25 protein-coding genes are annotated in these 23,703 nt (G+C 42.6%); 13 read left to right on the top strand and 12 right to left on the bottom strand.

Annotated elements, in window-relative coordinates:
* Positions 1-8 precede the first annotated feature (8 nt).
* The 7 genes from PATL_RS11020 (at position 9) to modB (ending at position 4,044) form a co-directional block, all read left to right on the top strand.
* Entirely contained in the window at positions 9-701 is a 693-nt protein-coding gene (locus PATL_RS11020; protein WP_011574963.1) for a molybdenum cofactor guanylyltransferase, read from the top strand.
* A gap of 114 nt (positions 702-815) precedes the next feature.
* The gene (gene moaB, locus PATL_RS11015; protein ID WP_011574962.1) at positions 816-1,361 is read left to right on the top strand and encodes a molybdenum cofactor biosynthesis protein B; all 546 of its coding nucleotides are present in this window, start codon (positions 816-818) and stop codon (positions 1,359-1,361) included.
* 3 nt (positions 1,362-1,364) lie between these two features.
* On the top strand, positions 1,365-1,865 hold the full coding sequence (gene moaC / locus PATL_RS11010; protein WP_011574961.1) for a cyclic pyranopterin monophosphate synthase MoaC: 501 nt from the start codon (positions 1,365-1,367) through the stop codon (positions 1,863-1,865).
* Positions 1,862-2,107 (top strand): MoaD/ThiS family protein, encoded by a 246-nt coding sequence (locus PATL_RS11005; RefSeq protein ID WP_011574960.1) that lies wholly within the window; start codon positions 1,862-1,864, stop codon positions 2,105-2,107. The genes moaC and PATL_RS11005 overlap by 4 nt, the downstream gene beginning before the upstream one ends.
* Before the next feature lie 3 nt (positions 2,108-2,110).
* Positions 2,111-2,575 carry a molybdopterin synthase catalytic subunit MoaE gene (gene moaE / locus PATL_RS11000; RefSeq protein WP_011574959.1) on the top strand — a complete coding sequence of 155 codons (465 nt, stop codon included), beginning with the start codon at positions 2,111-2,113 and terminating at the stop codon, positions 2,573-2,575.
* Complete coding sequence (modA, locus tag PATL_RS10995) at positions 2,568-3,362, top strand: molybdate ABC transporter substrate-binding protein (RefSeq protein ID WP_011574958.1); 795 nt, start codon at positions 2,568-2,570, stop codon at positions 3,360-3,362. The genes moaE and modA overlap by 8 nt, the downstream gene beginning before the upstream one ends.
* Positions 3,352-4,044: a molybdate ABC transporter permease subunit gene (modB, locus tag PATL_RS10990; protein WP_011574957.1), complete on the top strand. Its 693-nt coding sequence runs from the start codon at positions 3,352-3,354 to the stop codon at positions 4,042-4,044. Before modA ends, modB begins: the two co-directional genes overlap by 11 nt.
* A 304-nt stretch (positions 4,045-4,348) precedes the next feature.
* Here modB and fur read toward each other — a convergent pair whose 3' ends face one another.
* The 6 genes from fur to PATL_RS10960 all read right to left on the bottom strand — a co-directional run bounded on the left by fur (position 4,349) and on the right by PATL_RS10960 (position 8,934).
* Positions 4,349-4,771 (bottom strand): ferric iron uptake transcriptional regulator, encoded by a 423-nt coding sequence (gene fur, locus PATL_RS10985; RefSeq protein WP_011574956.1) that lies wholly within the window; start codon positions 4,769-4,771, stop codon positions 4,349-4,351.
* A gap of 222 nt (positions 4,772-4,993) precedes the next feature.
* Complete coding sequence (gene fldA / locus PATL_RS10980) at positions 4,994-5,518, bottom strand: flavodoxin FldA (protein WP_011574955.1); 525 nt, start codon at positions 5,516-5,518, stop codon at positions 4,994-4,996.
* A gap of 54 nt (positions 5,519-5,572) precedes the next feature.
* Positions 5,573-5,785 (bottom strand): DUF2788 domain-containing protein, encoded by a 213-nt coding sequence (locus PATL_RS10975; protein ID WP_006993318.1) that lies wholly within the window; start codon positions 5,783-5,785, stop codon positions 5,573-5,575.
* A gap of 61 nt (positions 5,786-5,846) precedes the next feature.
* Positions 5,847-6,626, bottom strand: a complete 780-nt coding sequence (locus PATL_RS10970) for an alpha/beta fold hydrolase (RefSeq protein ID WP_301547054.1) — start codon at positions 6,624-6,626, stop codon at positions 5,847-5,849.
* A 90-nt stretch (positions 6,627-6,716) separates the two neighbouring features.
* Positions 6,717-7,118 carry an H-NS family nucleoid-associated regulatory protein gene (locus tag PATL_RS10965; protein ID WP_011574953.1) on the bottom strand — a complete coding sequence of 134 codons (402 nt, stop codon included), beginning with the start codon at positions 7,116-7,118 and terminating at the stop codon, positions 6,717-6,719.
* A gap of 181 nt (positions 7,119-7,299) precedes the next feature.
* On the bottom strand, positions 7,300-8,934 hold the full coding sequence (locus PATL_RS10960; protein WP_081429932.1) for an electron transfer flavoprotein-ubiquinone oxidoreductase: 1,635 nt from the start codon (positions 8,932-8,934) through the stop codon (positions 7,300-7,302).
* A 443-nt stretch (positions 8,935-9,377) separates the two neighbouring features.
* On the opposite strand from PATL_RS10960, the gene PATL_RS10955 reads away from it, so the two are divergent.
* The 3 genes from PATL_RS10955 to PATL_RS10945 all read left to right on the top strand — a co-directional run bounded on the left by PATL_RS10955 (position 9,378) and on the right by PATL_RS10945 (position 13,360).
* Positions 9,378-10,127: an electron transfer flavoprotein subunit beta/FixA family protein gene (locus tag PATL_RS10955; RefSeq protein WP_041714408.1), complete on the top strand. Its 750-nt coding sequence runs from the start codon at positions 9,378-9,380 to the stop codon at positions 10,125-10,127.
* Positions 10,127-11,053, top strand: coding sequence for an electron transfer flavoprotein subunit alpha/FixB family protein (locus tag PATL_RS10950; protein WP_011574950.1), 927 nt, complete (start codon positions 10,127-10,129; stop codon positions 11,051-11,053). The genes PATL_RS10955 and PATL_RS10950 overlap by 1 nt, the downstream gene beginning before the upstream one ends.
* A gap of 348 nt (positions 11,054-11,401) precedes the next feature.
* Entirely contained in the window at positions 11,402-13,360 is a 1,959-nt protein-coding gene (locus PATL_RS10945) for a beta-galactosidase (protein ID WP_011574949.1), read from the top strand.
* Positions 13,361-13,416: 56 nt separating this feature from the next.
* On the opposite strand, the gene PATL_RS10940 is transcribed toward PATL_RS10945, so the two are convergent.
* Both PATL_RS10940 and PATL_RS10935 read right to left on the bottom strand, forming a co-directional pair.
* The gene (locus PATL_RS10940) at positions 13,417-13,725 is read right to left on the bottom strand and encodes an isoamylase early set domain-containing protein (RefSeq protein WP_011574948.1); all 309 of its coding nucleotides are present in this window, start codon (positions 13,723-13,725) and stop codon (positions 13,417-13,419) included.
* A gap of 580 nt (positions 13,726-14,305) precedes the next feature.
* Positions 14,306-15,280, bottom strand: a complete 975-nt coding sequence (locus PATL_RS10935; protein WP_011574947.1) for a GlxA family transcriptional regulator — start codon at positions 15,278-15,280, stop codon at positions 14,306-14,308.
* A gap of 225 nt (positions 15,281-15,505) precedes the next feature.
* On the opposite strand from PATL_RS10935, the gene PATL_RS10930 reads away from it, so the two are divergent.
* The 3 genes from PATL_RS10930 to PATL_RS10920 all read left to right on the top strand — a co-directional run bounded on the left by PATL_RS10930 (position 15,506) and on the right by PATL_RS10920 (position 19,025).
* A complete protein-coding gene (locus PATL_RS10930) occupies positions 15,506-17,311 on the top strand; it encodes an acyl-CoA dehydrogenase (protein ID WP_041714407.1) in 1,806 nt (601 codons plus the stop codon).
* Between the two features lie 157 nt (positions 17,312-17,468).
* Positions 17,469-18,233: an SDR family NAD(P)-dependent oxidoreductase gene (locus tag PATL_RS10925; protein WP_011574945.1), complete on the top strand. Its 765-nt coding sequence runs from the start codon at positions 17,469-17,471 to the stop codon at positions 18,231-18,233.
* Positions 18,234-18,260: 27 nt separating this feature from the next.
* Positions 18,261-19,025 carry an SDR family oxidoreductase gene (locus PATL_RS10920; protein ID WP_011574944.1) on the top strand — a complete coding sequence of 255 codons (765 nt, stop codon included), beginning with the start codon at positions 18,261-18,263 and terminating at the stop codon, positions 19,023-19,025.
* Between the two features lie 96 nt (positions 19,026-19,121).
* Here the strand turns inward: PATL_RS10920 and PATL_RS10915 are convergent, their stop codons facing one another.
* The 4 genes from PATL_RS10915 to PATL_RS10900 all read right to left on the bottom strand — a co-directional run bounded on the left by PATL_RS10915 (position 19,122) and on the right by PATL_RS10900 (position 23,667).
* Positions 19,122-19,451: a YdbL family protein gene (locus PATL_RS10915; protein ID WP_011574943.1), complete on the bottom strand. Its 330-nt coding sequence runs from the start codon at positions 19,449-19,451 to the stop codon at positions 19,122-19,124.
* Between the two features lie 9 nt (positions 19,452-19,460).
* Positions 19,461-19,634, bottom strand: coding sequence for a YnbE family lipoprotein (locus PATL_RS22460; protein WP_011574942.1), 174 nt, complete (start codon positions 19,632-19,634; stop codon positions 19,461-19,463).
* Between the two features lie 2 nt (positions 19,635-19,636).
* Complete coding sequence (locus PATL_RS10905) at positions 19,637-22,228, bottom strand: YdbH domain-containing protein (RefSeq protein ID WP_011574941.1); 2,592 nt, start codon at positions 22,226-22,228, stop codon at positions 19,637-19,639.
* Positions 22,229-22,359: 131 nt separating this feature from the next.
* A complete protein-coding gene (locus PATL_RS10900) occupies positions 22,360-23,667 on the bottom strand; it encodes a DEAD/DEAH box helicase (protein ID WP_011574940.1) in 1,308 nt (435 codons plus the stop codon).
* Between the last annotated feature and the right edge of the window lie 36 nt (positions 23,668-23,703).

Genomic DNA, 23,703 nt, shown 5'->3' with positions numbered 1-23,703 from the left:
GCGCTTTCATGTACGTTAATCAAGTCAACATGACGATTGATGTTGGCGAAAGCTCATCAACGTCGATATCGCCTGATGACAACAGCATGAGTGTCATTGGCTTGGTGCTCGCGGGCGGTTTGTCATCGCGCATGGGGCAAGATAAAAGCCTGCTTCGGCTTAAAGACAAAAATCAAACCTTACTCAGTCATGCACAAGATCTATTAACCCATGCCGGAGTAGGGACAGTATTAGTGAGTGGCAAAGAGCCCGAGCAGATCCATGATATATATCCAGATTGTGGCCCTTTAGCGGGGGTCCACGCGGGGATGAGCTATCTCGCTGAGCGACATCCTGGGCAAGTTACCGAACGTAGTGGTGATGATGTGCAGCAGGCCATGGGACTATTAGTGTTGCCGGTAGACATGCCAAATGTCACTCCAAACACATTGAAAGCATTGGTATCTGTGGGCACGCAAAGCGACGTGATCGTGCATTTCACAGGGTTTAATTTACCTGTTTACATCCCATGTAAAACTGACTTATTTACATCTTTAGAATGTGTATTGCGCGAAGGTAAATCATTGTCTTTATTTAATATGTTTGAAAAAAATCACGCCAATGCAATAGCTATTCCTGGTGATATTCATCCAAACGAGTTTGATAATATTAACTCGCCAGAGCAGTGGCTTGAATTAAATCGAAGCTTTACTTCGGGCTAAATACCTTGACTCAGTGCTTAACGATAACCAGCGGTGCAGTAAAAGTTGCGGACTATTCGCTACTAAACAATTTTGTACGTTGCTCAAAACGTACTCCAAAAATCTAGGATATTTATGGGACACACGAACAATTCAGATGTTATCTCACTCAATATTGCGGTACTGACTGTGTCAGATACGCGAGATGAAGATACGGATACATCCGGTGCTTACTTAGTGAGTGCATTAGAAGCCGACGGACATCGGTTAGTAGATAAGCGTATTGTAAAAGATGATAAGTACCAGCTCAGAGCGAGGGTATCTAACTGGATCGCCTCAACTGATGTACAAGTAGTACTGGTCACGGGTGGCACAGGCTTTACGGCTAGGGATACTACACCAGAAGCCTTATCGGTATTATTTGATAAGGAAATTGAAGGGTTTGGTGAACTATTTAGGTACATATCCTATACGGAGATTGGTACCTCTACAGTGCAATCCCGCGCTTTAGCAGGCATGGCCAATGGTACTGCAATATTTTGTATGCCTGGCTCCACTGGAGCATGTCGAACCGCGTGGACAGGCATATTGCAGCAACAACTCAACTCAACTCACAGGCCTTGTAATTTCATCGTGCATTTGAAAGACGTTAATGCAACACCTTGTGAAACTCGGGGGTAACGGATGGCGCAAGATAAAATGTTGTCCCACGTTAATCAGCAAGGCGAAGCGAACATGGTGGATGTCACCGATAAGTCAGTTACGCAGCGCGTTGCTTATGCTCAAGGCAGAGTATTGATGTCGCCACAAACATTGTCTCTCATTAACAACAAGCAACACGCCAAAGGAGACGTCTTTGCTGTTGCGCGTATCGCAGGTATTCAGGGCGCTAAAAAGTGCAGTGATTTAATTCCATTGTGCCATCCGCTAATGCTAACCAAAGTGCAAATAGACTTTACAAACCTTGAAGATAACAGTGGCATCGAAATTACGGCTATGTGCAAACTAGCGGGACAGACAGGGGTAGAGATGGAAGCTCTTACCGCGGTTTCTGTCGCCGCGTTGACCTTATTTGATATGTGCAAAGCGGTGGACCCATCAATGACCATCGACGGAATTAAAGTGCTCGAAAAGCAAGGGGGCAAAAACGGTCATTGGCAACGAAAAGAGGTTGCAACGTCATGATCAAGGTTCTCTTTTTCGGTCAATTGAAAGATCAAGTACAAACTGGCTCAACAGAGGTCGCCGAGTCCGTGGGGGATGTCGCTAACCTGAAGCAGACTTTGGTGTTACATCACCCTCACTGGGGCGAGTATCTATCCGCTGATGCCACTCTGGTTGCTGTTAACCAGGTAATTGGCAATGAAAAAACGTCACTGGTTGATGGGGATGAAGTCGCGTTTTTTCCGCCTGTAACGGGGGGATAGAAAGTGAGTGATATCATAGCGGTTCAAACAGAAGATTTCGATCATGGTGTACTTTACGACGCACTCAGACAAGACAGTCTAAGCAATGGCGCTATCGTGACCTTTAGTGGTTTAGTGCGAGATTTTAATCAAGGGCTGGCAGTGGGGGACTTGTTTTTAGAACACTATCCGGCCATGACCCAAATCAGTTTGCAGCAGATTGTATCGCAGGCTCGGGCTCGTTGGGGTCTTGGTAAAATCATACTTATTCACCGTGTGGGGCATTTGGCTCAGGGAGACCAGATTGTTTTCGTGGGTGTGACATCGATGCATCGTAAAGATGCCTTTGAAGCTGCGCAATTCATAATGGATTATTTGAAAACAGAGGCTCCCTTTTGGAAAAAAGAATCGACAGCGTTAGGGGAAAAATGGGTTCAGGCAAATATCAGTGATACCGCAGCACGTCAGCGATGGACTAGCGATGAGTAAGCTCAGCTGCGTATTCGTGTTTGTAATGACTGCATGTATGAGTATGAGCGCAGTTGCAGATGTAAAAGTAGCGGTTGCAGCGAATTTTAAGCCGACCCTAACGTTGCTCATTGAACGGTTTACGTTAGAACATCCAAGCATAAAAGTCAGTATTTCAAGCGCTTCCACTGGGGTTTTATACGCCCAAATAGAAAGAGGCGCGCCCTTCGACCTATTTTTATCCGCTGATAGCGAACGCCCGAGGCGACTTGAACAAAAATCGTTAGTGGAAAAAAACACACGCAAAAATTATGCGTTAGGCCAGCTTGTATTATGGATCAAGGGCCAAACAAATGTTGCCCCTAGCTCACTGGATACGTTGACGGGTAAGCTTGCTATTGCGAACCCTAAGCTTGCACCTTTTGGTTTAGCCGCTGAGCAAGCGTTAAAAAAGCTCGAAAAGTATGATCAGTTGAGGCCTAGTATCGTGATGGGGAATAACGTTTCCCAAACGGCACATTATATACAAACAGGGGCCGCTCAAGCCGGATTTGTCGCGCTCAGTCAAGTATTGAGTATTATAAGTGCCACCGAAGAGTACTGGTTACTGCCCCGTCACCTTTACTCACCGATAAACCAACAAATGGTCATTATCAAGCAACAGGGGCGCACTGAACAACAAACAAAAGAGACCCTCGCACTGTACCAATATATTCTCGGTACAACAGGGCAAGGGCTTATAGCAAAAAGGGGTTATCAGAGTAGTGAGATGCAAACTGATTCGGGAGTAAAGCCTGATGCTCAGTAATTTTGTAAGCAGTGAGATATGGCTCGCCACGTTGCTTACGTTGAAACTCGCGAGTGCAACGACCTTGGTGCTACTGGTTATTTCAATTCCTTTGGGATGGTGGTTAAGCCAATCGAATAATCCCGTAAAACCCGTTATTGAAGCATGCGTGACTTTACCGTTAATTTTGCCACCTACTGTGCTAGGTTTTTATCTTCTTGTGTTGTTTTCTCCACAGCATCTTTTAGGAGGCGCGTGGGTCACGGCATTCGACACAACGTTGGTTTTCTCTTTTTACGGCTTACTCTTAGGCTCTATTTTGTATAGTTTGCCATTTATGGTGCAACCAATACGAGACGCATTTTTAAAAGTGGATCGCGACCTCTTAGACGCCAGTCATACCTTAGGAGCGAGTAAAACCAGCACATTCAGGCGTATCATTTTACCTTTAAGCAAACATGGTATTACCACAGGTTGTATTTTAGCGTTCGCACATACGGTGGGTGAATTTGGTGTGGTACTGCTTATTGGCGGCAATATAGAAAGTGAAACGCGTGTTTTATCTATCCTGCTTTACGATTTAATTGAAACCAATCAAATGGACGCCGCAAATAATGTGGCGTTAATGTTAGTTGGCTTTGCTTTTGTGGTTTTGTTGTCTTTGAGTATGATGAGGCGCAGGGGAAAATATACAATTTTATGATAACGCTGTGAATTTATCACCAGACACAGTGCTTCATTTAATCTCAAAGGGTGGGGTACAACATGGCTAATGTTGTTTTCGTACTAGGGATAGAGACTTGCTCGCCAGCACAACTCAAACCATCACGTTGAAAAGCAAATATGTATAGACGTGATGTGTTAGCAGTGGAGAAAATGAATAAAGGAAAAGCTGAGGGATAAAAAGCCAAGATAGAATATACATTTTGGGTGATATCTATCTTGGCTATTGTTGTACGCATCTATATTAGATTAGCGTCTCAAAGGGTATATTGTGCAGAGACTATTTACTCGTCGTTGCCACAGTCATCTTGACACTCACCGTACAGATAAAGGCTGTGATGAATAAGCGTCATGTTGTGGCGTTTAGCAACTTCTTCTTGACGCTTTTCAATTACTTCATCTTCGAACTCAATGACCTTACCGCAATTTAAACATACGAGGTGGTCATGGTGTTTCTTATGACTGATTTCAAAAACAGATTTACCACCTTCAAAATGGTGACGGTTTAGAATGCCAGCATCATCAAATTGGTTTAAAACACGATATACCGTGGCCAAACCGATTTCTTCGTCTTGTTCGATTAGGATCTTGTAAACATCTTCAGCACTGATATGTTGATTGTTCGGATCTTGTAGTATTTCGAGGATTTTTAAACGAGGTAATGTAACTTTTAATCCCGCTTTTTTGAGTTCTTTATTTTGGTCCATAGATCCAACTTAGCATTTGATGTAAACAACGTAATCATAAACTGTACCGATTATAGCGTCGGTTATCCAGTCATATCATCGCTTACGAATTCAACAGTTCAATTAAAGGGCGTTTTACTTAATTTAATATTCAAAACCGACCCCAAAATACGTTTTGATTTCTCTTTAATCATAAAAAAGGAGCTCACGCTCCTTTCATAACGAAGGGTGTTACTACCGAATTTATTGCAGTTCAGCTAAGCACATTTCTTCGTGTATTTGTTTGCACCAAGCCTTTACTCGGCTTTCGGTCAATTCAGGTTGTCTATCTTCATCAATACCAAGGCCGACAAAGTGGTCATCATCAGCCATGCCTTTTGATGCTTCAAAATCGTATCCCTCGGTAGGCCACTGACCAATCAAAATAGCGCCTTTAGCTTCAACGATATCCCTGACCATACCCATAGCGTCTAAGAAGTACTCAGCGTAATCCTCTTGGTCGCCACAACCAAAAATCGCGACCAGTTTATCGGCGAAATCGATTTCTTCTAACTCTGGGAAGAAGTCATCCCAATCACATTGCGCTTCGCCGTAATACCAAGTAGGAATACCAAACATGAGTAAATCAAACTCGGCAATATCCTCTTTACTGCTTTTGGCAATATCGTGTACGTCGATTAGGCCTTTGCCCAATTCTTTTTGAATCATCTTGGCAATATGTTCAGTGTTACCTGTGTCACTACCAAAAAATAGGCCTACGCTCGCCATCGTATTGAATACCTCAAAATCTAGTTATACATGTCTGGTCATTCACCAGAGCCATTAATTCGCTTGCCAGAAAAATTGCACGACGCCCTTAAACAAAAAGCCTGCGGCACCTAAAAACAAGACTAAATAAACAACAACTCTACCTATCATAGGTACGTTATTCTTCTTCAAAACATCATGTACCGCAAAGCCCATGAGTAAGAATAAACCAACCAACGCCAAATCTAAGGCGATGGCTTCAATTTGTTCATAATTTTCGCTTAACATGGGAACTCGCTACATTTCATTGCGGCGCTACTTTAGCATATTGAGGCAGTCTTGAAAAAAACTAATTTCGTAAAAATGTGAGTATATGATCCGCACACTCTGCCGGTTTTTCAGCGTGCAACCAATGACCAGTCCCTGAAACGACTTTAACGCGGCTTTTGGGGAATAAATCCGTTGTTTGTTTGGTGTATTCTGCGACTAAGTAATCAGACAGTTCACCTTTAAGAAATAAAACGGGTTTGGTGTATTGACTGTCACTGCTAATCGCTTGTGATAACAATGAATAGTCTCTATGCAATAGAGGTAAATTAAAGCGCCAATGCCAAAAGTGTGTTTTGGTATCTTGGTATAAGCTTTTTAATAAAAACTGCCTAACAGAAGCCTCATTGACAAATTTGCTCATCATTTTATCAGCGTCTTTGCGGTCTTGAATGCTTTCAAGCTTTACATTTAGTAAAGATTTAAAAACGTTACTGTGTCTTGGCTCATACGCGACTGGTGCTATGTCAAGCACCGTAAGTGTCGAAATAATTTCTGGATAAGTCAGCGCCATTTGCATAGCGACTTTTCCACCTAAAGAGTGTCCCACTGCATTTACACGTGAAATGTTTAACTGAGCTAAAAGAGCAATAATAGAATCCGCGTAACCAGTAAAACTAAACTGCGCAGAGTGCTCTGACTTTCCATGATCCGGCAAATCAATAGATAGAATATTGAAATCTTGGCTTAATTTACGGCGCAACATAGCGAGGTTATCTAAACTGCCGAATAGACCATGTATTAATAATAACCAAGGCTGATTTTTTTCACCGTGGTCGATTCTGTGGTTAATATTTAAAATAGAAATAATGACCCCTATTCATCAATAAGGTTAGTGGTACTGCGAAGAGAAGAGGGGAGAGCGGCCAAAATTCAATGACCACTCATTCACTTAGTCTAGTAGATAAGAATCTAGTGATTTACCGTTATCAAGTTCAGCTTTGAAAACTTTAGGCATACGACCAATACCAGTCCATTTATGCTCATTACCTGCGCTGTCTTTTAAAATATATTTTACTGGACGTTTTTTGCCCACTTTAGTTGATTTTTTCGCGGGTTCAGCTTTTTGTAAATCGTTGACATCAAGTCCTGCTGCTTCTAATTGCGCTAGGATCTCATTTAGCTTTTCGTTTTTCTCTTTGGCCGCTTCTTGCTGCTCTAATTCTTTCGCTTTACGGTTATCAATAATCGAATTGAGTTTATCTGCGACTGTTTCTAATTCTTCTACCGATAATTCCTTTACCGCTCCTTGTAATCGACGTCCATGAGTCAAAATGCTAATAAAATCACTCATAATTACCCTTCTTATTTAAATGTATATTTTGTTTGAACATATATTTTTACGTGATAGTTAGCAATAAGTTTATCGGAATTTATGATTTTTCATAGTTTTAAAACTTAAATATTCGAATGTTTTAAAATTGAAAAGAAAAAAAGGCGAAATAAAATTCGCCTTTTAGATTCATTAAAACTAATTACATATTTGGGTAATTAGGACCGCCTGCACCCTCTGGTACTACCCATTGGATATTCTGTGTAGGGTCTTTTATATCGCAGGTTTTACAATGTACGCAGTTCTGGGCATTAATCTGCAATGCTTTTTCACCTTGCTCATTATCTATGATTTCATATACCCCGGCCGGGCAGTAACGCTGAGCGGGTTCATCATACAAAGGTAAATTCACCGTAATTGGAACAGTATTATCCTTTAATTTAAGATGACAAGGTTGATCCTCTTCATGATTGGTGTTTGACAAAAATACAGAGGACAACTTATCGAAACTCAGCACACTGTCATATTTTGGATAATCTATTTTCTGGCAGTCTTTGGCCTGCTTAAGTTGTTCATGATCTTTCTCGTTATCAGACAAATTAAAGAACATGTTGCCATTAAAGATATTCTGCTCAAGGGTGTTATAAGCACCGCCGCCAAACGTGCCAAATTTATGTAGCGCAGCACCAAAATTACGCGACCTGAATAGCTCATCGTAGACCCATGAGTCCTCGAACCGTTTACTGTAATCGACTAAATCCTTACCGCCAGCGTCTTCAGGTCCTAATGCATTAATCAATGTTTCAGCAGCCAACATGCCGGATTTCATGGCCGTGTGATTGCCTTTAATCTTTGCAAAATTCAACGTACCCGCATCGCAACCTACCAGTAAGGCACCAGGCAAGGACATTTTAGGTAATGAATTATACCCGCCCTTGGCAATGGCCCTTGCGCCATAGCTCACGCGTTTGCCACCTTCTAAGTATTGTTTAAATACGGGGTGGTGCTTCATGCGCTGGAATTCATCGAACGGGCTCAAGTGCGTATTGCTATAGTTGAGGTCAACGATTAATCCGACAAATACTTGGTTATTTTCAACATGATATAAATAAGAACCGCCTGACGCTTCGGTTAACGGCCAACCCGCACTGTGAACAACTAAGCCTTCTTGATGCTTACTTGGTTCAATATCCCAAATTTCTTTAAAACCAATAGCATAATGCTGTGGGGACTTACCTTTATCCAGTTCAAATTTCGCGATGAGTTCTTTGCCTAGATGACCACGGCAGCCTTCTGCGAACACTGTGTATTTGGCACGAAGTTCCATACCAGGCATATAACCATCTTTATGCTCACCATTATGCCCTATGCCCATATCACCGGTTAGCACCCCACCAACACTGCCATCATCATTGTAGATAACTTCTGCTGCTGCGAATCCCGGAAACACTTCAACGCCAAGGGACTCTGCTTGCTCAGCTAACCAGCGAGTGACATTACCCATACTGACAATATAATTGCCTTCGTTGTGCATGGTTTTCGGCGTCATGATATTGGGTAATTTAGTGGCCTTTTCTTCGCTGCGTAAATAATAAATATGATCTTCTTTGACCGGGGTCGTAATAGGCGCCCCCATTGATTGCCAATCTGGAAACAACTCATCCATGGCACGTGTTTCAAATACTGCACCAGATAATATGTGCGCGCCCACTTCAGAGCCTTTTTCAACAACACAGACCATAAGTTCTTGGTCTTTTTCCTGTGCCAATTGCATCAATTTACATGCGGTAGAGAGCCCAGCTGGACCAGCACCGACTATCACAACATCAAACTCCATCGATTCTCGTTCCACCAGTATCTCCTTCTTTATAAATATGTATTAATTAAAAAAATGCGTTTGTGTTTACTCGTCACACAAATTTTACAATTTAGTTGGCAGATGTTTTACGTATAGCGCCGACAAAGCGCAACTTATTTGTATATATATTTTCTATAAGCCACGTTTATGCGGCGTTACGGCTCGGGCCACAGACTACAAATACTGAATGCCATAGAAACCCTTTTACTTCAAAACCAATCTTTCAACTGCCTATTTTACAATCTAAGTGTTGGCTAAATCATCCTCATTGTCTTTCAAAAGGGGGATATATTGCTTTAGATCATTTGTTCGACAAAGGGGCGGGTTGACGTGTACGTCAACAGAACGTAAATTGAATGTATTCCGTAAATGTAATGTTAATTACATTTTTGTTGCTTAAACGCCTGTCAAATGAGGTGAAAATGAAAATATTAGTGCCGGTAAAACGCGCAATCGATTACAACGTGAAAGTGCGAGTTAAAGCCGATCACAGTGCAGTTGATTTAACCAACGCCAAAATGTCCATCAACCCATTCTGTGAAATCGCGGTTGAAGAAGCAGTCAGACTGAAAGAAAAAGGTGTTGCAACTGAAATAGTGGTTGTTTCCATCGGTGATAAGTCTTGCCAAGAACAAATTAGAACCGCTCTTGCGCTCGGTGCCGATCGCGGTCTGCAAATTGATACCAACGAGTATTTGGATTCATTGCAAATAGCAAAACTACTTAAGAAGGTGGTTGAAGAAGAGGCCCCTGACTTAGTTATTCTAGGTAAGCAGTCTATTGACTCAGATAATAACCAAACAGGTCAGATGTTAGCAGCGCTTACTGGTATGCCTCAGGGCACGTTTGCATCAGAAGTGAATATCGATGCAGGTAAGGTGAAAGTAACCCGCGAAATTGACGGCGGTCTACAGACAGTAGAGCTTAACTTACCAGCGGTTGTTACCACTGATTTGCGCTTAAATGAACCGCGCTACGCGTCTTTGCCTAATATTATGAAAGCCAAGCGTAAACCCCTTGAAGTAAAAGTAGCCGCTGATTTCGGCGTTGAATTAAGCTCGAATGTGAAGGTGCTCAAAGTGGAGCCACCTGCACAACGTTCTGGTGGCGTGAAAGTAGCTGATGTAGCTGAATTGGTTGATAAATTGAAAAACGAAGCGAAGGTGATCTAATGGCAATTCTTATTTATGCTGAGCACGACAACAGCCAGTTGAAGTCTGAAACACTCAAACTTGCCAATGCTGCGAGCAAGATGGGAGATGAACTCCATCTTTTGGTTGTTGGGTCTAACTGTGCTGATGTGGCTAATCAAGCAAGTGAAGTAGATGGCATCAGCAAAGTACTACTAGCAGACAACGCCGCCTATGAGCATCAACTAGCAGAAAATGTCGCTGACTTGGTTGCCGAAATGGGTAAAGACTACAGCCACATTGTTTGTGCCGCGACCACAACGGGCAAAAACTTTATGCCTCGTGTTGCCGCCTTACTCGACGTAGCACAATTATCAGATGTTATTGGTGTACAAAGTAGTGATACGTTTGTACGTCCTATCTATGCGGGTAATGCGATCGCGACAGTGCAATCAAGTGATAACATAAAAGTGCTAACAGTGCGTACTTCAACATTTGATGCAAATGCTACGGGCAATTCTGCACCGATAGAAGCTATAGACTTAGTGAAGTCATCAAGCATTTCTTCATTTGTTAGTGCTGAATTAACCAAATCTGAGCGTCCAGAGCTCACAGCTGCTGACGTTGTTATCTCGGGCGGGCGTGGTATGCAAAACGGTGATAACTTCAAATTGCTTGATGGCATAGCAGATAAGCTTGGTGCAGCTATGGGCGCGTCACGAGCTGCGGTTGATGCTGGGTTTGTGCCAAACGATATGCAAGTTGGTCAAACGGGTAAAATTGTCGCGCCCCAGCTTTATATCGCTGTTGGCATATCCGGTGCAATCCAGCATTTAGCCGGTATGAAAGACTCTAAAGTCATCGTTGCTATTAATAAAGACGAAGAAGCACCAATATTCCAGGTGGCTGATTACGGTTTAGTCGGAGATTTGTTTGACGTTCTTCCGGAACTAGAAGCAGCGTTGTAGGCAATACCTTTTGTCATTCGAATGCCGCTTTATATAAGCGGCATTTTTTTATCTGCTGTTCGTGGATGTCTTCGTTACATTACTGCTTTGCGTCCTTCGTAGAATGACCACTAAAGGCCATGCTTATTAAATAGCAATAAGCTCGCTTACATTCATTATCCTGAATACCTGAATACCTGAATACCTGAATACTTGAGTTTGCTCTAAACATGAGCAAGCATTTAGGCGTTAGGTTAATTAATCATCGAACAAAGGTACAAGACAAAAAATTCTTTGCGTTGAGTACGATAAGTGTTTAATTTCCTCACATCATATTTATCATACAAATAAAATTATGGAGGCGTCACTATGGTCGCAACATCAAACAACGTTCTTGCACTAGGAGTGTGCGACTATCCGGAGCACGTTCCGGCTAGTGAATGGAAAACCCATGCAGAACAACAAAAGGCTATGGGCTTGCAATATGTACGTCTAGCAGAGTTTTCGTGGGCTAAAATTGAACCTAGCGACGGCATATTTGATTGGCAATGGCTTGATGATGCGATTGAGACTTATGTTTCACAGGGCCTGAAAATTGTTATGTGCACGCCAACTGCAACTCCCCCTGCATGGTTAGTTCAGAAGTATCCTGAAATGCTAGCTGTTGATGCGCAAGGCCAAACCATGAAGTTTGGCTCTCGTCGCCATTATGACCATGCCTGTGATATTTATCGCCAAGAATGTAAACGTATTACAACCCTTATGGCTCAGCGTTATGGTCAGCACACTGATGTGATTGGTTGGCAAACTGACAATGAACTTGGCCACGAAGGGACAGCAGTATCTTACGGTGGTGCGAGTGCTGAGCGTTTCCCAAAATGGCTTGAAGCTCGATATGAAACCTTAGATGCATTGAATGAGGCATGGGGTTGTGCATTTTGGAGCCAAGACTACTCACAGTGGCAACAGATTTGTCCGCCTAATTTGACTGCTGTACGTCAACCAAATCCGTCACAAGCGTTGGATTATCAACGCTTTTGCTCTGATATGATTGAAGAATTTCAACAAGTTCAAATCGATGTACTTAGAGCACTTTCTCCTCATCGCTTTTTGACTCACAATTTTGTCATTTTCGCTCAAGAGTTCGATTTATACAAAGTCGCCAAAAATTTGGATTTTGTCGCTTGGGATAGTTACCCGATCGGCATGTTAGAATTTTTTGCCACGTGGGAAACTGAACAAACAAAGTCGGAGTTTGCTCGGACCGGTCACCCTGATCTAGTGAGCTTTAATCATGATCTCTATCGCGGAATTAAAGGCGGCAAGGATTTCTGGGTGATGGAGCAACAGTGCGGTCATGCCAACTGGGCGCAGTATAATCCGTTGCCGGCTAAAGGGGCAGTGCAGCTTTGGACAGCCCAAGCCTGGGCCCATGGTGCGAGTTCAGTGACCTATTTTAGATGGCGCGCAAGCCATATGGCACAAGAAATTATGCATTCAGGTTTATTACAACAAGATGGGCGGGCTGACCGGGGGTACCAAGAAGTTAACGACTTCGATACTGCTCAGTTTGCACTGGAAAAAGTGAACGTTCGAGTTGCTGTGCTTCATGATTACAACAGCCTGTGGGCTTACAATCTTCAACCCCACAATAAAGATCTAAATTATTGGCATCAGTTTATGATGTTTTACAGCGCACTTCGTGAGTTAGGGGTAGACGTAGACATTATTCATCCCGAACAACTTGCGGACAAGGAGTATGCTTTAGTTGTTGCGCCTGCGCTGACTATCATGACATCAAAAATAGCGTCTTATTTGAGCCAGAGTGCTAAAAATTGCCCTATTATTTTTGGACCACGCACTGCATTTCGTAATGATACAGGCCGAGTAGCAGATAAAGGACAATTTCAATTAATAGAAGATTTGGTAGGTATCAAATTAGCAAATTTTGATTCATTGCGCCCAACGCTTTCCCAATCAATTGAACAGAGTGAAACGAGTACGGAATTTTTTGCAAAACTTTGGTGTGAGAGCTATGAATTAACCGATGCGGATGCCACACACACGTATGTAAACGGTCCCATGGCAGGACTTGCTGCGGTGACCAAAAAAGATAATGTGAGCGTTATTGGCGCTTTATCAGGGGCTTTAATAAAGAGTGTTCTCAATTCGGCATTAGGTGAAGTAGGTATTGAAACCTTCACATTGCCTAAAGGCATGAGATTGAGTCGACGTGGTGAAACAACCCTTGTGCTGAACTTTAATCAGCAAGACGTGGAATGGAGTGGTACAACCTACCCAGGCGTATCTTTTACAACACTCGACTAAGTCTTTAAAATTGGGGGCTATGCAAATCATTCAAAATGCAGAGCACCCAATCCATTTTAAAGCTTGATAACCGAGTTTTCTTCATTAGACATCGGAGACATGGCATAAGCATCAGCCTGCCAGTCATTCTCATACGCTTTACCGTCTAACAAGTAACGAAACTGATATTCTTTCTCAACGGGTAAGTCCATGGCTGCAGAAAAGCTACCATTCTTAAGCTTCTTCATCACAGTAGCTTTCTTATCCCAATCATTGAAGTCACCCACGATACTGACAGAATCTGCTGCTTTAGCCTCTTCCTTGCTGATTTTAAATGTGACCTTACAAACGGGTTTCGATTTTAAATATTGTTTCTTAAAAGCCATAATTTCCTCTCAAACGTAATTAAAGAACAGATTTTGTGCATTTATACACCAATTAGCCGTAATTTTATAATAATTTGTAATAAAACTACGAAATAAGCCTAAAATTCTTAAACTCTTATAGTGTTCGACTAAACTATTGAACTTCATCATCGCGCATTATTACCGCAGCGGAATAGCATGTTATTTAATAGCACATCCTAAACCACTATCATCTTCAAATAGCTCGTTATGACAATCCTTTCTAGAGACTAAAACGCGCATTTTAAATATGCATCTCTATTTTAGCGCACATAACTTGCCCTAAATTGATGCATATCATTTGTTTTTCTTATTTTAGCCATTGACGACATAAGGGCAAAAATTCAGCACCACTCTTGTAACTATTTGATGCGCATAATTTTCTTTAGTTTAACAGCGCATTATCTGGCAAATCAGCTAGGTATTGTGTTTAATACTCAGCTCAATAGCTTTTACTAAGCATAAACTGTGCTCAATATGATTTACGTTAGCTAATTCCCCGTTGCTAAGCTTTATGATGTGAAATATACCCTGATAGTTATCAGCTGAAAAACGTACAGGCTCAACGTCTAAATTTCTTCCCGTATTGGCTGGGAGACAAACCAGTGTGTTTTTTGAAAAGTCGGGTGAATGAGCTCAAATCATCGTAACCCACGAGATTCACAATGCGCTCTACGCTATGAGCAGATGCTTCTAAATGCTTTTTAGCTGCTTCAACTCTCACACCTTGCAGGTAAGCTAGGGGGGATTGTTCCGTTGCGCGCTTAAAGCGGCGAACAAAAGTACGAGATGTTAAATTTACTTTTTCGCACAAGGTGTCTACCACAATTTTTTGCGCGAAATGCTCCTCAAGCCACTGTTGTACAGCGAGAATTTCCACATCCTGATGGTATTTCTTAGTGCGCAAAGAAGCGTAAGCAGATTGGTCCCCACGAGATAAATCGATAACGTGAGCCTTGGCTGTTGTGGTCGCGATATCATGGCCAGCGTAACGCTCGATCAATAAGAGTGCTAAATCAAACCACGCCATTCCTCCGCCTGAACAAAAAATGTTGTCTTGCTCGGTGATCATTCTATCGATTTGCAAATTAACATTGGGATATAGCTGCCTAAATAAGTCTGCGTAGCCCCAATGTGTTGTTGCCATACGCTTGTCAAGTATTCCTGCCTGAGCTAAAAAAAAAGCGCCACTGCAGTTACTCGCGATATCTGCTCCTAAAGCGTGGTGTTTTCTTATATGGGCTAAGAGTTCAACATTATTTTTAAGGACATCAATGGGATCACCACCAATGGTAGGAATAAGGAGGAGATCCGTTTTGTCTACGCTTTCTATTGACACATGGGCATTCAATTCAAGCTGATTAATACATTTAACCTGCTTTTGGCATAACGAGGCTATTTGAACATCAAACAGCGGTTTGATGGGTAATCCCTGCATCCGCTGCCAAGTAATACCTGCTAAACCAAATATATCTAGCACCCCAGTGATAGCACTAGCGTAGGCTTGATCGAATCCCAAAATAGTCACTTTGTACACTAATTCGCCCTCTCTATAAACCCGTGTTTTTAGCGCGTATCACGGTGCGTTATATCTGTCATATACGACCATTATTATGTCATATATGACAATTAATCGCCTGACTTTTATCTGCGAAGCTAAGCACCGTTAAAAGAATGTTGCCTTTATAAGAGTCGAAACATATCAACAAATACTTATATGTTTGGCGTAAGCGGCAAGTTAATCAGAGAAGGTGTGGGTAAAATGAGTGAAGAATTAGTCAGTCGTAAAGAACTAGCATTTCAATTGTACGAGTTGCTCGATACAGAGTCCTTATGTGATAAAGAGCGATTCAGTGAACACAACAAAGATACGTTCGATGCAGTCATGGACACCGCGGAGAAAATCGCACGGGAAAAGTTTGCACCACATAATCGAAAGGCTGACCTCAATGAGCCGACCTTTGATGGTGAGAAAGTTCACATGATCCCTGAAGTAAAGGAGGCGTTCGATACCTACGCAGAATCAGGGTTAATTGCCGGCCGTTTCGATTTTGATGATGGCGGTATGCAACTGCCTGAAACTATTATGATGGCGTGTTCAAGTTACTTTACCGCGTCGAACCCCTCCAGCACATCTTACTCATTCTTGACAGTTGCCGCAGCCAACGTGATCAAGAACTTTGCTGAGCAGAGTATTAAAGATAAGTTTATGCCGCGTATGCTCACAGGTGAGTTTACTGGGACTATGGCGTTAACTGAGCCACATGCCGGTTCTTCTCTTGCTGATATAACCACAAATGCAAAGCCGGCTGATGATGGTACGTATCGTATTAAGGGCAGTAAGATGTTCATTTCGGCGGGTGATCATGAATTATCTGACAACATTGTGCATTTGGTACTAGCAAAAATTCAAGGCGCGCCTGCGGGTGTTAAGGGTATTTCACTTTTTGTGGTGCCAAAATTTCGCCTCGATGAAAACGGCGAGCCAGCACAGCGTAATGATGTCTCACTGGCAGGACTTATTCATAAGATGGGGTATCGAGGCACTACTTCTACCGTCTTATCGTTCGGCGAAAAAGACGATTGCCACGGCTACTTAGTAGGCGAAGCGCATCAAGGCCTTAAGTATATGTTCTTGATGATGAACGAAGCGCGCATTGGTGTTGGTTTTGGTGCCGCTATGCTTGGGTATTCAGGCTATCGTTACTCGTTGGGCTACGCTAAAGAAAGAACACAGGGGCGTGTTGCGCCAAACAACAAACCGACCGACAAACCAGCCACTATCATTAAACATGGTGATGTAAAGCGCATGCTATTAGCGCAAAAGTCATATGTCGAAGGTGCTATGTCATTGTGTTTTTATGCTTCCAGACTAGTTGACGAACTGCATATAGCAGAAACACCAGAGGCGAAACAGAGGACAGCTGAGCTGCTTGATTTGTTAACCCCTGTGGTGAAAGCATGGCCCAGCGAATTCGGCCCGAAAGCTAATGATTTAGCAATTCAAATTCTGGGCGGCTCAGGCTACACCAGAGAATATCCAGTAGAGCAGTGCTGGCGCGATAACCGTTTAAATCCGATTCATGAGGGGACGAACGGTATTCAAGCGTTAGATCTGATGACACGTAAATTATGGCAGGCAGATGGCGCTGGTTTAGTGCAATTACAAAAAGTCATGGGCGAAGACTTCGCTAAAGCTCAACACCCAGTGAGCAAACAGCTTATCGCTGATCTTCAACCTTACTTATTAAGATTGCAAAAGCTTATTCCGGTCATAGGTGCGGAGTTAGCAGGTGAAAACCAAAATGCACTGCTAGCCAATGCGAGTTGCTTTTTAACCATATTTGGCCAAGTAGTTGTCAGTTGGATGTGGATCAGGCAGGCAATTACGTCAGAAGAAGCACTTAATAAAAATGCGGTATCACAGGATGATGAAGCATTTTATCGCGGAAAATTACAAGCTGCGAAGTATTTCCTTGATTGGGAATTACCATTGACGGACCGGGATTTTAAAGTGTTAAGCAGCATGAGTGACAGCTGCAGTGCGATGCAAGAAACTTGGTTTTAAATTATATTAATTAGGGATAGTTAGCAGCGTTTATTATGGAATAAGAGCGCTTTAATTGGCAAAGCGCGGATCCAGTTATCTATCCGTCTTTCTAAATTGCGCTTGTTAAAAACCCCAGAGGTACAAACGAATTTGAGTATAAGGTGGAATACAGCTAATGAGTGACAACAGTGTTGCTGGAAAGCATATATTAATTACAGGTGGGGCCTCAGGAATTGGGGCCGAGTCTGCTTTGTTACTAAGTAAACGAGGGGCCAGTATCACACTGGCAGATCTAAACGACGTCGATGGCAATGCTCTAGCTCAACGCATCTGTGATGAAGGCGGTCAAGCGCGTTTCGTTAAAGTAGATGTCAGCGAAAGTGCATCCGTTGCGGCACTTTTTGATTCGGCCATTGATGAATTAGGTAATATCGATGTGTTGATAAACAATGCTGGCATTGATCACGATCCTAAATTTATGCTGGAAATAGACGACGCTACCTTTCATAAAAATATCGCGGTGAATGTGAATGGTGTGTGGTTTTGCATGAAGCAGGCATTGGCTCATATGATGCAAAATGGCGGTGGCCATGTGATCAATATCTCATCTGTGGCAGGTATTCGCGCCGCTCCCACGTTATCAGCCTATAGCGCAGCGAAACATGCAGTCGTGGGGTTAACCAAGTCAGCAGCGGTGGAATATGCCCGGCACAATATACGTTTTAATGCTGTCTGCCCCAGCTTCATTCGCACCCCTATGGTGGAAAATGTTTTGTCTAAATTAGATGAACGTGGGCAAAAAGCACTCGTCAAGGCTAATCCAATGAAACGCCTTGGAGAGCCACAAGAAGTGGCTGGCGCGATTGCTTGGTTATGTACAGCAGAGTCAAGTTTTATGACCGGCCATACCGTAGTACTCGACGGTGGTATGACTGCGTAACGTGTTATTAATATTAAAGGACAATAAATGAAAACAGAATTATTTGATCTAACTGGCAAAGTTGCCCTGGTAACCGGTGCAAGCCGGGGTATCGGTGAGTCTATTGCTAGATTACTGGCCACTTACGGCGCACATGTGATTGTATCAAGCCGCAAGTTAGACGGTTGTGAAGCGGTTGCTAAAAGCATTCGCGATTCAGGTGGTAAAGCTACTGCGATGGCATGTCATGTAGGTGAAATGGCGCAAATAGACGCCACGTTTGACGCTATCAAGAAAGACTTTGGGCAATTGGATATATTAGTGAATAACGCTGCAGCTAATCCATATTTCGGTCATATATTAGATACTGACTTAGCGGCTTATGAAAAGACGGTAGATGTGAACATTAGAGGCTATTTCTTTATGTCTATCGCCGCCGGAAACATAATGAAAGAGCAGGGTGGCGGGGTTATTCTCAACACAGCATCGATCAACGGTATTTCTCCAGGCAATATGCAGGGAATTTATTCTGTAACGAAAGCTGCGGTGATCAGCATGACTAAGGCATTTGCAAAAGAGTGCGGCTCGCTAAACATTCGAGTGAACGCATTACTGCCTGGTTTAACCGAAACGAAATTCGCATCGGCTTTGACATCCAATGACAAAATTCTTAAACAAGCTTTGATGACGATCCCATTAGGACGTGTTGCTCAGCCTGACGAAATGGCTGGAACCGTATTGTACCTGGTATCTGATGCATCTTCATACACGACAGGCACAACAGTCACAGTGGACGGGGGGTACTTAGCCTAAACTATTTAAAAGCGTGTTGCCCGTAAATAGAAATGAAGCCGCCAGTGTAACGAATACACTGGCGGCTTTTTATGCTGAATCAATGAGATTTACTATCTACGGCTTTTTAACCCATGCACCGTTAACCAACACAAAATGCCCAGTGTCGGTTTTTTCATAGGCTTTCTTCGCAGCTAACTTTTCAACTTGCTCAAGAGTAAGGTTATTCTTAGTAGCTAATTGCGCATACTTTTGCTTTCGTTTGTCGTTTACCTCTTTGATCAAAGACATTACGTCAGGCTTACTCACTACTGCACCAAGATAACCGTCTGTTTGCTCGCCAACCAAACCTTGTGCTTTAGCGTCATCCAATTCTATTGCAAAGCTCATACTGGCGAATAGTAAGGACGATGCTGCTAGCAATGTAGGTAATAGGTTCGTTTTCATGTTCACTCCTTAAAATAATTCACTGTCATCGCTGAATAAGTCATCTAACTCTTTATCAACTTTCACACGTATTTCGTGATCTATCTTTACATTAATGTTGATAGTAATGGGTTCTTTCGTTTCTACTTGCACTTTATGAGTACAAGCGCTCAACGGTAACAAGGCCGCCATTAGCCAATACATTTTCACTCTTCACCACCTTTTTTAATGTTATGTTCAATTTGATTCTGTACCGAATCAGTCAATCTTAAGGAACGCATCAAGGTTAGAATATTTTCCTCGTGGTGGTAATTAAAATTAACTGCTTGTTGTTGCGTTGGATTTTTCCCTAATATAGAGAAATCCAAAAACAATAATCCATCGGAATTCAACTTCACTTTACTACTTAGTTTTTCAAACTCTAGATCTTTTAAATAAAGCAACTCGGTTTGTTGTTGAGCAATGGAATCAAATGCGGGGTTGCCATCAATTTTAAGGGCACCACCACTGTCACTCTTTAATAGGCCGTTATCGATATTCACTTTGCCGTCTTCTAACGTCAAAGGCAATATCCCACTAACAGAGCCAGTTACATCAATACCATTTTGTTGCTGTAATTCAACAATTTTGGCTAAGTCAATATTGTTCATGGTGAGCTGAGCGTTTTGGTTACGATTGTCTAACCAGAAACCGCCTAATATGAAGTTACCACCTAATACGTTACCCGTCGCTTTGTCGACTTTAAGGCTGTTGTTTTTGATTGAGTAGTCCAAAGCAATATTACTGATAGGTACCCCAGTGTTCGCATTCAGTATAGTTAACCTAGCGTCATCAAGCTGAAGACCCGCTGAATCAGAATATACGTTATTGTGAGTTGCAATACCGCTGGCACTGAAGTCTGCGTATTTTATCTCTGCGTTAACAAGTTCAATAGATGCCTGTAAATCTTGACCGTCTGACTTCATCTGAGCATCAATATCCAATGTACCATCTTGCAGTATAAGCTCCGGCAAAAACCGGCTAGCGACTGCTTGCAAGCTGTCTATGGATTGCTGGCGCATCATTAGATTAAGCTGCTGTCCAGATTGGCCGAGTTTAAACTGCAAAGACTTTTCTATTGACACATCGTGCTGGCTATTTAATGTGCTAGAGCTGCGCTGTGCTGTAATGTCATGCCGTACATCAATGCTCGAAAAAGTTAGATACTGCTTCGCAGATACATTAATAGCGATGCCACTGAGTATCGAGTCACCGCTAAAGTCAAAACGATTAAAATCAGATACATTACCGGTTAGGTGATTCGTTAGTTTGTTTACCAATACAGCATCTCGTTTGATTTGCGACGAGGTGACATCAGACATCACAGAAACATTGTTTATATTTTCCCCGGATAGGGTGAGGGCGGCCTGCACTGATTTTATCGTGATAGGGATGCTCGCATCCTCTGGACTCAAATAACGTAAACCATTTGCATCTGCTGTTAATTGCAATGCAATTCCTCTTCGGGAAGATACAGATCCACTGGCGCTCATCGAAAACGTATTATTGGTAAAACCTGCCTGTGAAAAATTTTCGGCCTCAATGACTCCATCAATTTGACTTAATGACCAATCTCGGCCATTTACTTCTACGTACGCACTATGAGATAGCGTTATTGGTGGCAGAGGTGATCGCTTGGCTAAATTTTCACTCGGTTTTACGTGTTTGTTTAAATTCAGTTGCCCTTTTAGGGCAAGCCTACTTTCAATATGAATGGGCGATCTTTCATTTGGAAACGAAATGCCTGTATCAATTAGCGTTAGCGCTAATGCTTTGTTTTCATCAGTGAGTGACAAGGAAGGAACCACTGCATCATTGAGTGTGACTAACATAGGTGTTGATGATGTGAGTGAAAACACGTTAGGTAACTTAATCGGCACCTGAGGCAACAATGCCAGACAGTCGTCACCGAATACAATACGGTTGTCTAAAGCAGAAACATCTAAACTGAGTTGTTGGGTTAACAGTGAAATATCAGCAACCACAAGCCCATCGATTTCAGGCTGCATTGAACACGAATTGTGATTGTAATGAAAAGAGGTATTAAGACTATGTTTTGAGAAAAGCTGGTTACCGTCAAATCTGAGATGAGTACTGATCTGAGTATTCATAAAAGAAGTTTGATTTAGCAAAGGCTTGAGATCCGCTAGTTGCGTTTCATTAAGGCTAACGAGACCGATGACTTCAGATAGCACCCATTCGATATCAGCCGTAATAGCGCTTTGCTCACTTTCATCATCAGTTGTTGTCAAATAAAGCGTTGCTTGAATATCACCTTCGAATTTCAAAGAATCGGGTGTTGGTTGAATAAGGCTAAAGGTCAGTGACTCTTTTAGTACATCGCTGTTAATCGTAACGTCATCAATGGTTACTTTGGGGAAGTTAACTGGTAGTTTCCAGCTGGTTATGTCTATGGGTGCGATATTAGATGAGGGTTTATCAGCGCTTTTACTCGAAATGTGATGAACAATCAGCGATGAAGTATAAAGTGTATTTTTTGGGTACGAGAATAGCGCGTCCTCGATTTTAGCTTTTATCCCCGGAGCTTGTAAGCACAACTCTTCCAATTCGATATTCAATTGGCTATCAATATCAAACGATAGGCAGTTCACAGTGATGTGTTGATCACGAGCGTAGTGCTCTATGAAAAAGATGCTAATTGCGTTTCTGAAAAAATACGTTGTAGCGACAATGATGAACAATATAACAAAAGAAAGGAGCGGAACAGCGTAGCGCTTTTGAGAAAACAGTTTACCCACTGAGAACAGCCTAGCAAGAAGCGAATCAAGGCTAGTACAGTAACAAAAAATGCAGATATTAATCTAAGAAAAATTTCTGCGCTTTACCCGAAACACGATAAAACGCAGAGGATGGATACTCTATTTAACGATTAAGACGCTGAGCGGCGAGGGCTGGCATTTTTAGGCCCATTACCCCGACGGTTACCAGAGTGGTGCCCACGAGCATTATCACCAGAACGTTGACCATCTCGGTGCTGAACTCGAGGTTTTTTAGGCTTTTTAGGTTTAATAGGGCGCGAATCTAATCTTGATTCAGGTAATGCATGAACAGGCTCAAACCCTTCAATCCCCTTGCGTGGAATGATTTGCTTAGTAAAACGTTCAATATCAGCCAGCAAGGAAAACTCATCCGCGGTGACAAGTGAGATAGCTTGTCCACTTGCACCAGCACGGCCTGTTCGACCGATACGGTGAACGTAATCTTCTGCTACATTGGGTAGGTCATAGTTGACTACCTGGGGTAATTGACTGATATCTAGACCACGAGCAGCAATATCGGTCGCCACTAATGCACGCACTTTACCGCTTTTAAACTCGGCTAGCGCTTTTGTACGAGCGCCTTGACTTTTGTTACCGTGAATAGCCGCTGAGGTAATACCACGCGCTTCAAGCTGCTTGGCGATCCGATTCGCACCATGTTTAGTGCGGCTAAATACCAACACTTGTTGCCAATCATTGTCTTTAATCATGCGAATCAAAGCGGGTGTCTTTTGATTCTTATCAACGGGGCACACAAACTGTTCCACGGCTTCTACTGTTGTATTAGGCGGGGAAACAGATACTTCGACCGGGTTATTCACAAGCCCTTTCGCTAATGCACGTATATCATCTGAAAAGGTGGCTGAAAAAAGTAAGTTTTGACGTTTCGTTGGTAGCAGCTTTAGCACCTTTTTGATGTCGTGAATAAAGCCCATATCTAGCATACGGTCCGCTTCATCCAGCACCAAAATTTCTAAATCGTCAAATCTAACCGCATTCTGGTTATACAGGTCAAGCAAGCGCCCCGGTGTGGCGACTAGAATATCGACGCCTTTGCGCAACTTGATCATCTGTGGGTTGATGCCAACACCACCAAACACAACAGCTGAGCGCAATGGAAGATCCTTGCCATAGTCAACCACACTGGCAGCGACTTGCGCTGCAAGTTCACGCGTAGGAGTTAACACTAATGCACGAGCTTGGTTTCCACGTGCATGTGTTCCACGATTCAGCAATTCGAGTAAAGGCAGAGTAAAGCCCGCTGTTTTACCTGTACCGGTTTGTGCTGCTGCCATGATGTCCTTGCCTTCTAATATGGCAGGTATGGCTTGTGCTTGAATTGGAGATGGGTCTGTGTAGCCTTTCGCTGTAACGGCAGACAAAATTGCGGGGGATAAGCCTAAATCGGCAAAACTCATATTTTACTCGCTGGTCGTGAATTAATTATCAAATTC

Source organism: Paraglaciecola sp. T6c, from assembly GCF_000014225.1.
GTDB classification, from domain to species: domain Bacteria; phylum Pseudomonadota; class Gammaproteobacteria; order Enterobacterales; family Alteromonadaceae; genus Paraglaciecola; species Paraglaciecola atlantica_A.
Note: the sequence above shows the minus strand (reverse complement) of the source record. Positions and strands in the feature narration are given on the sequence as shown.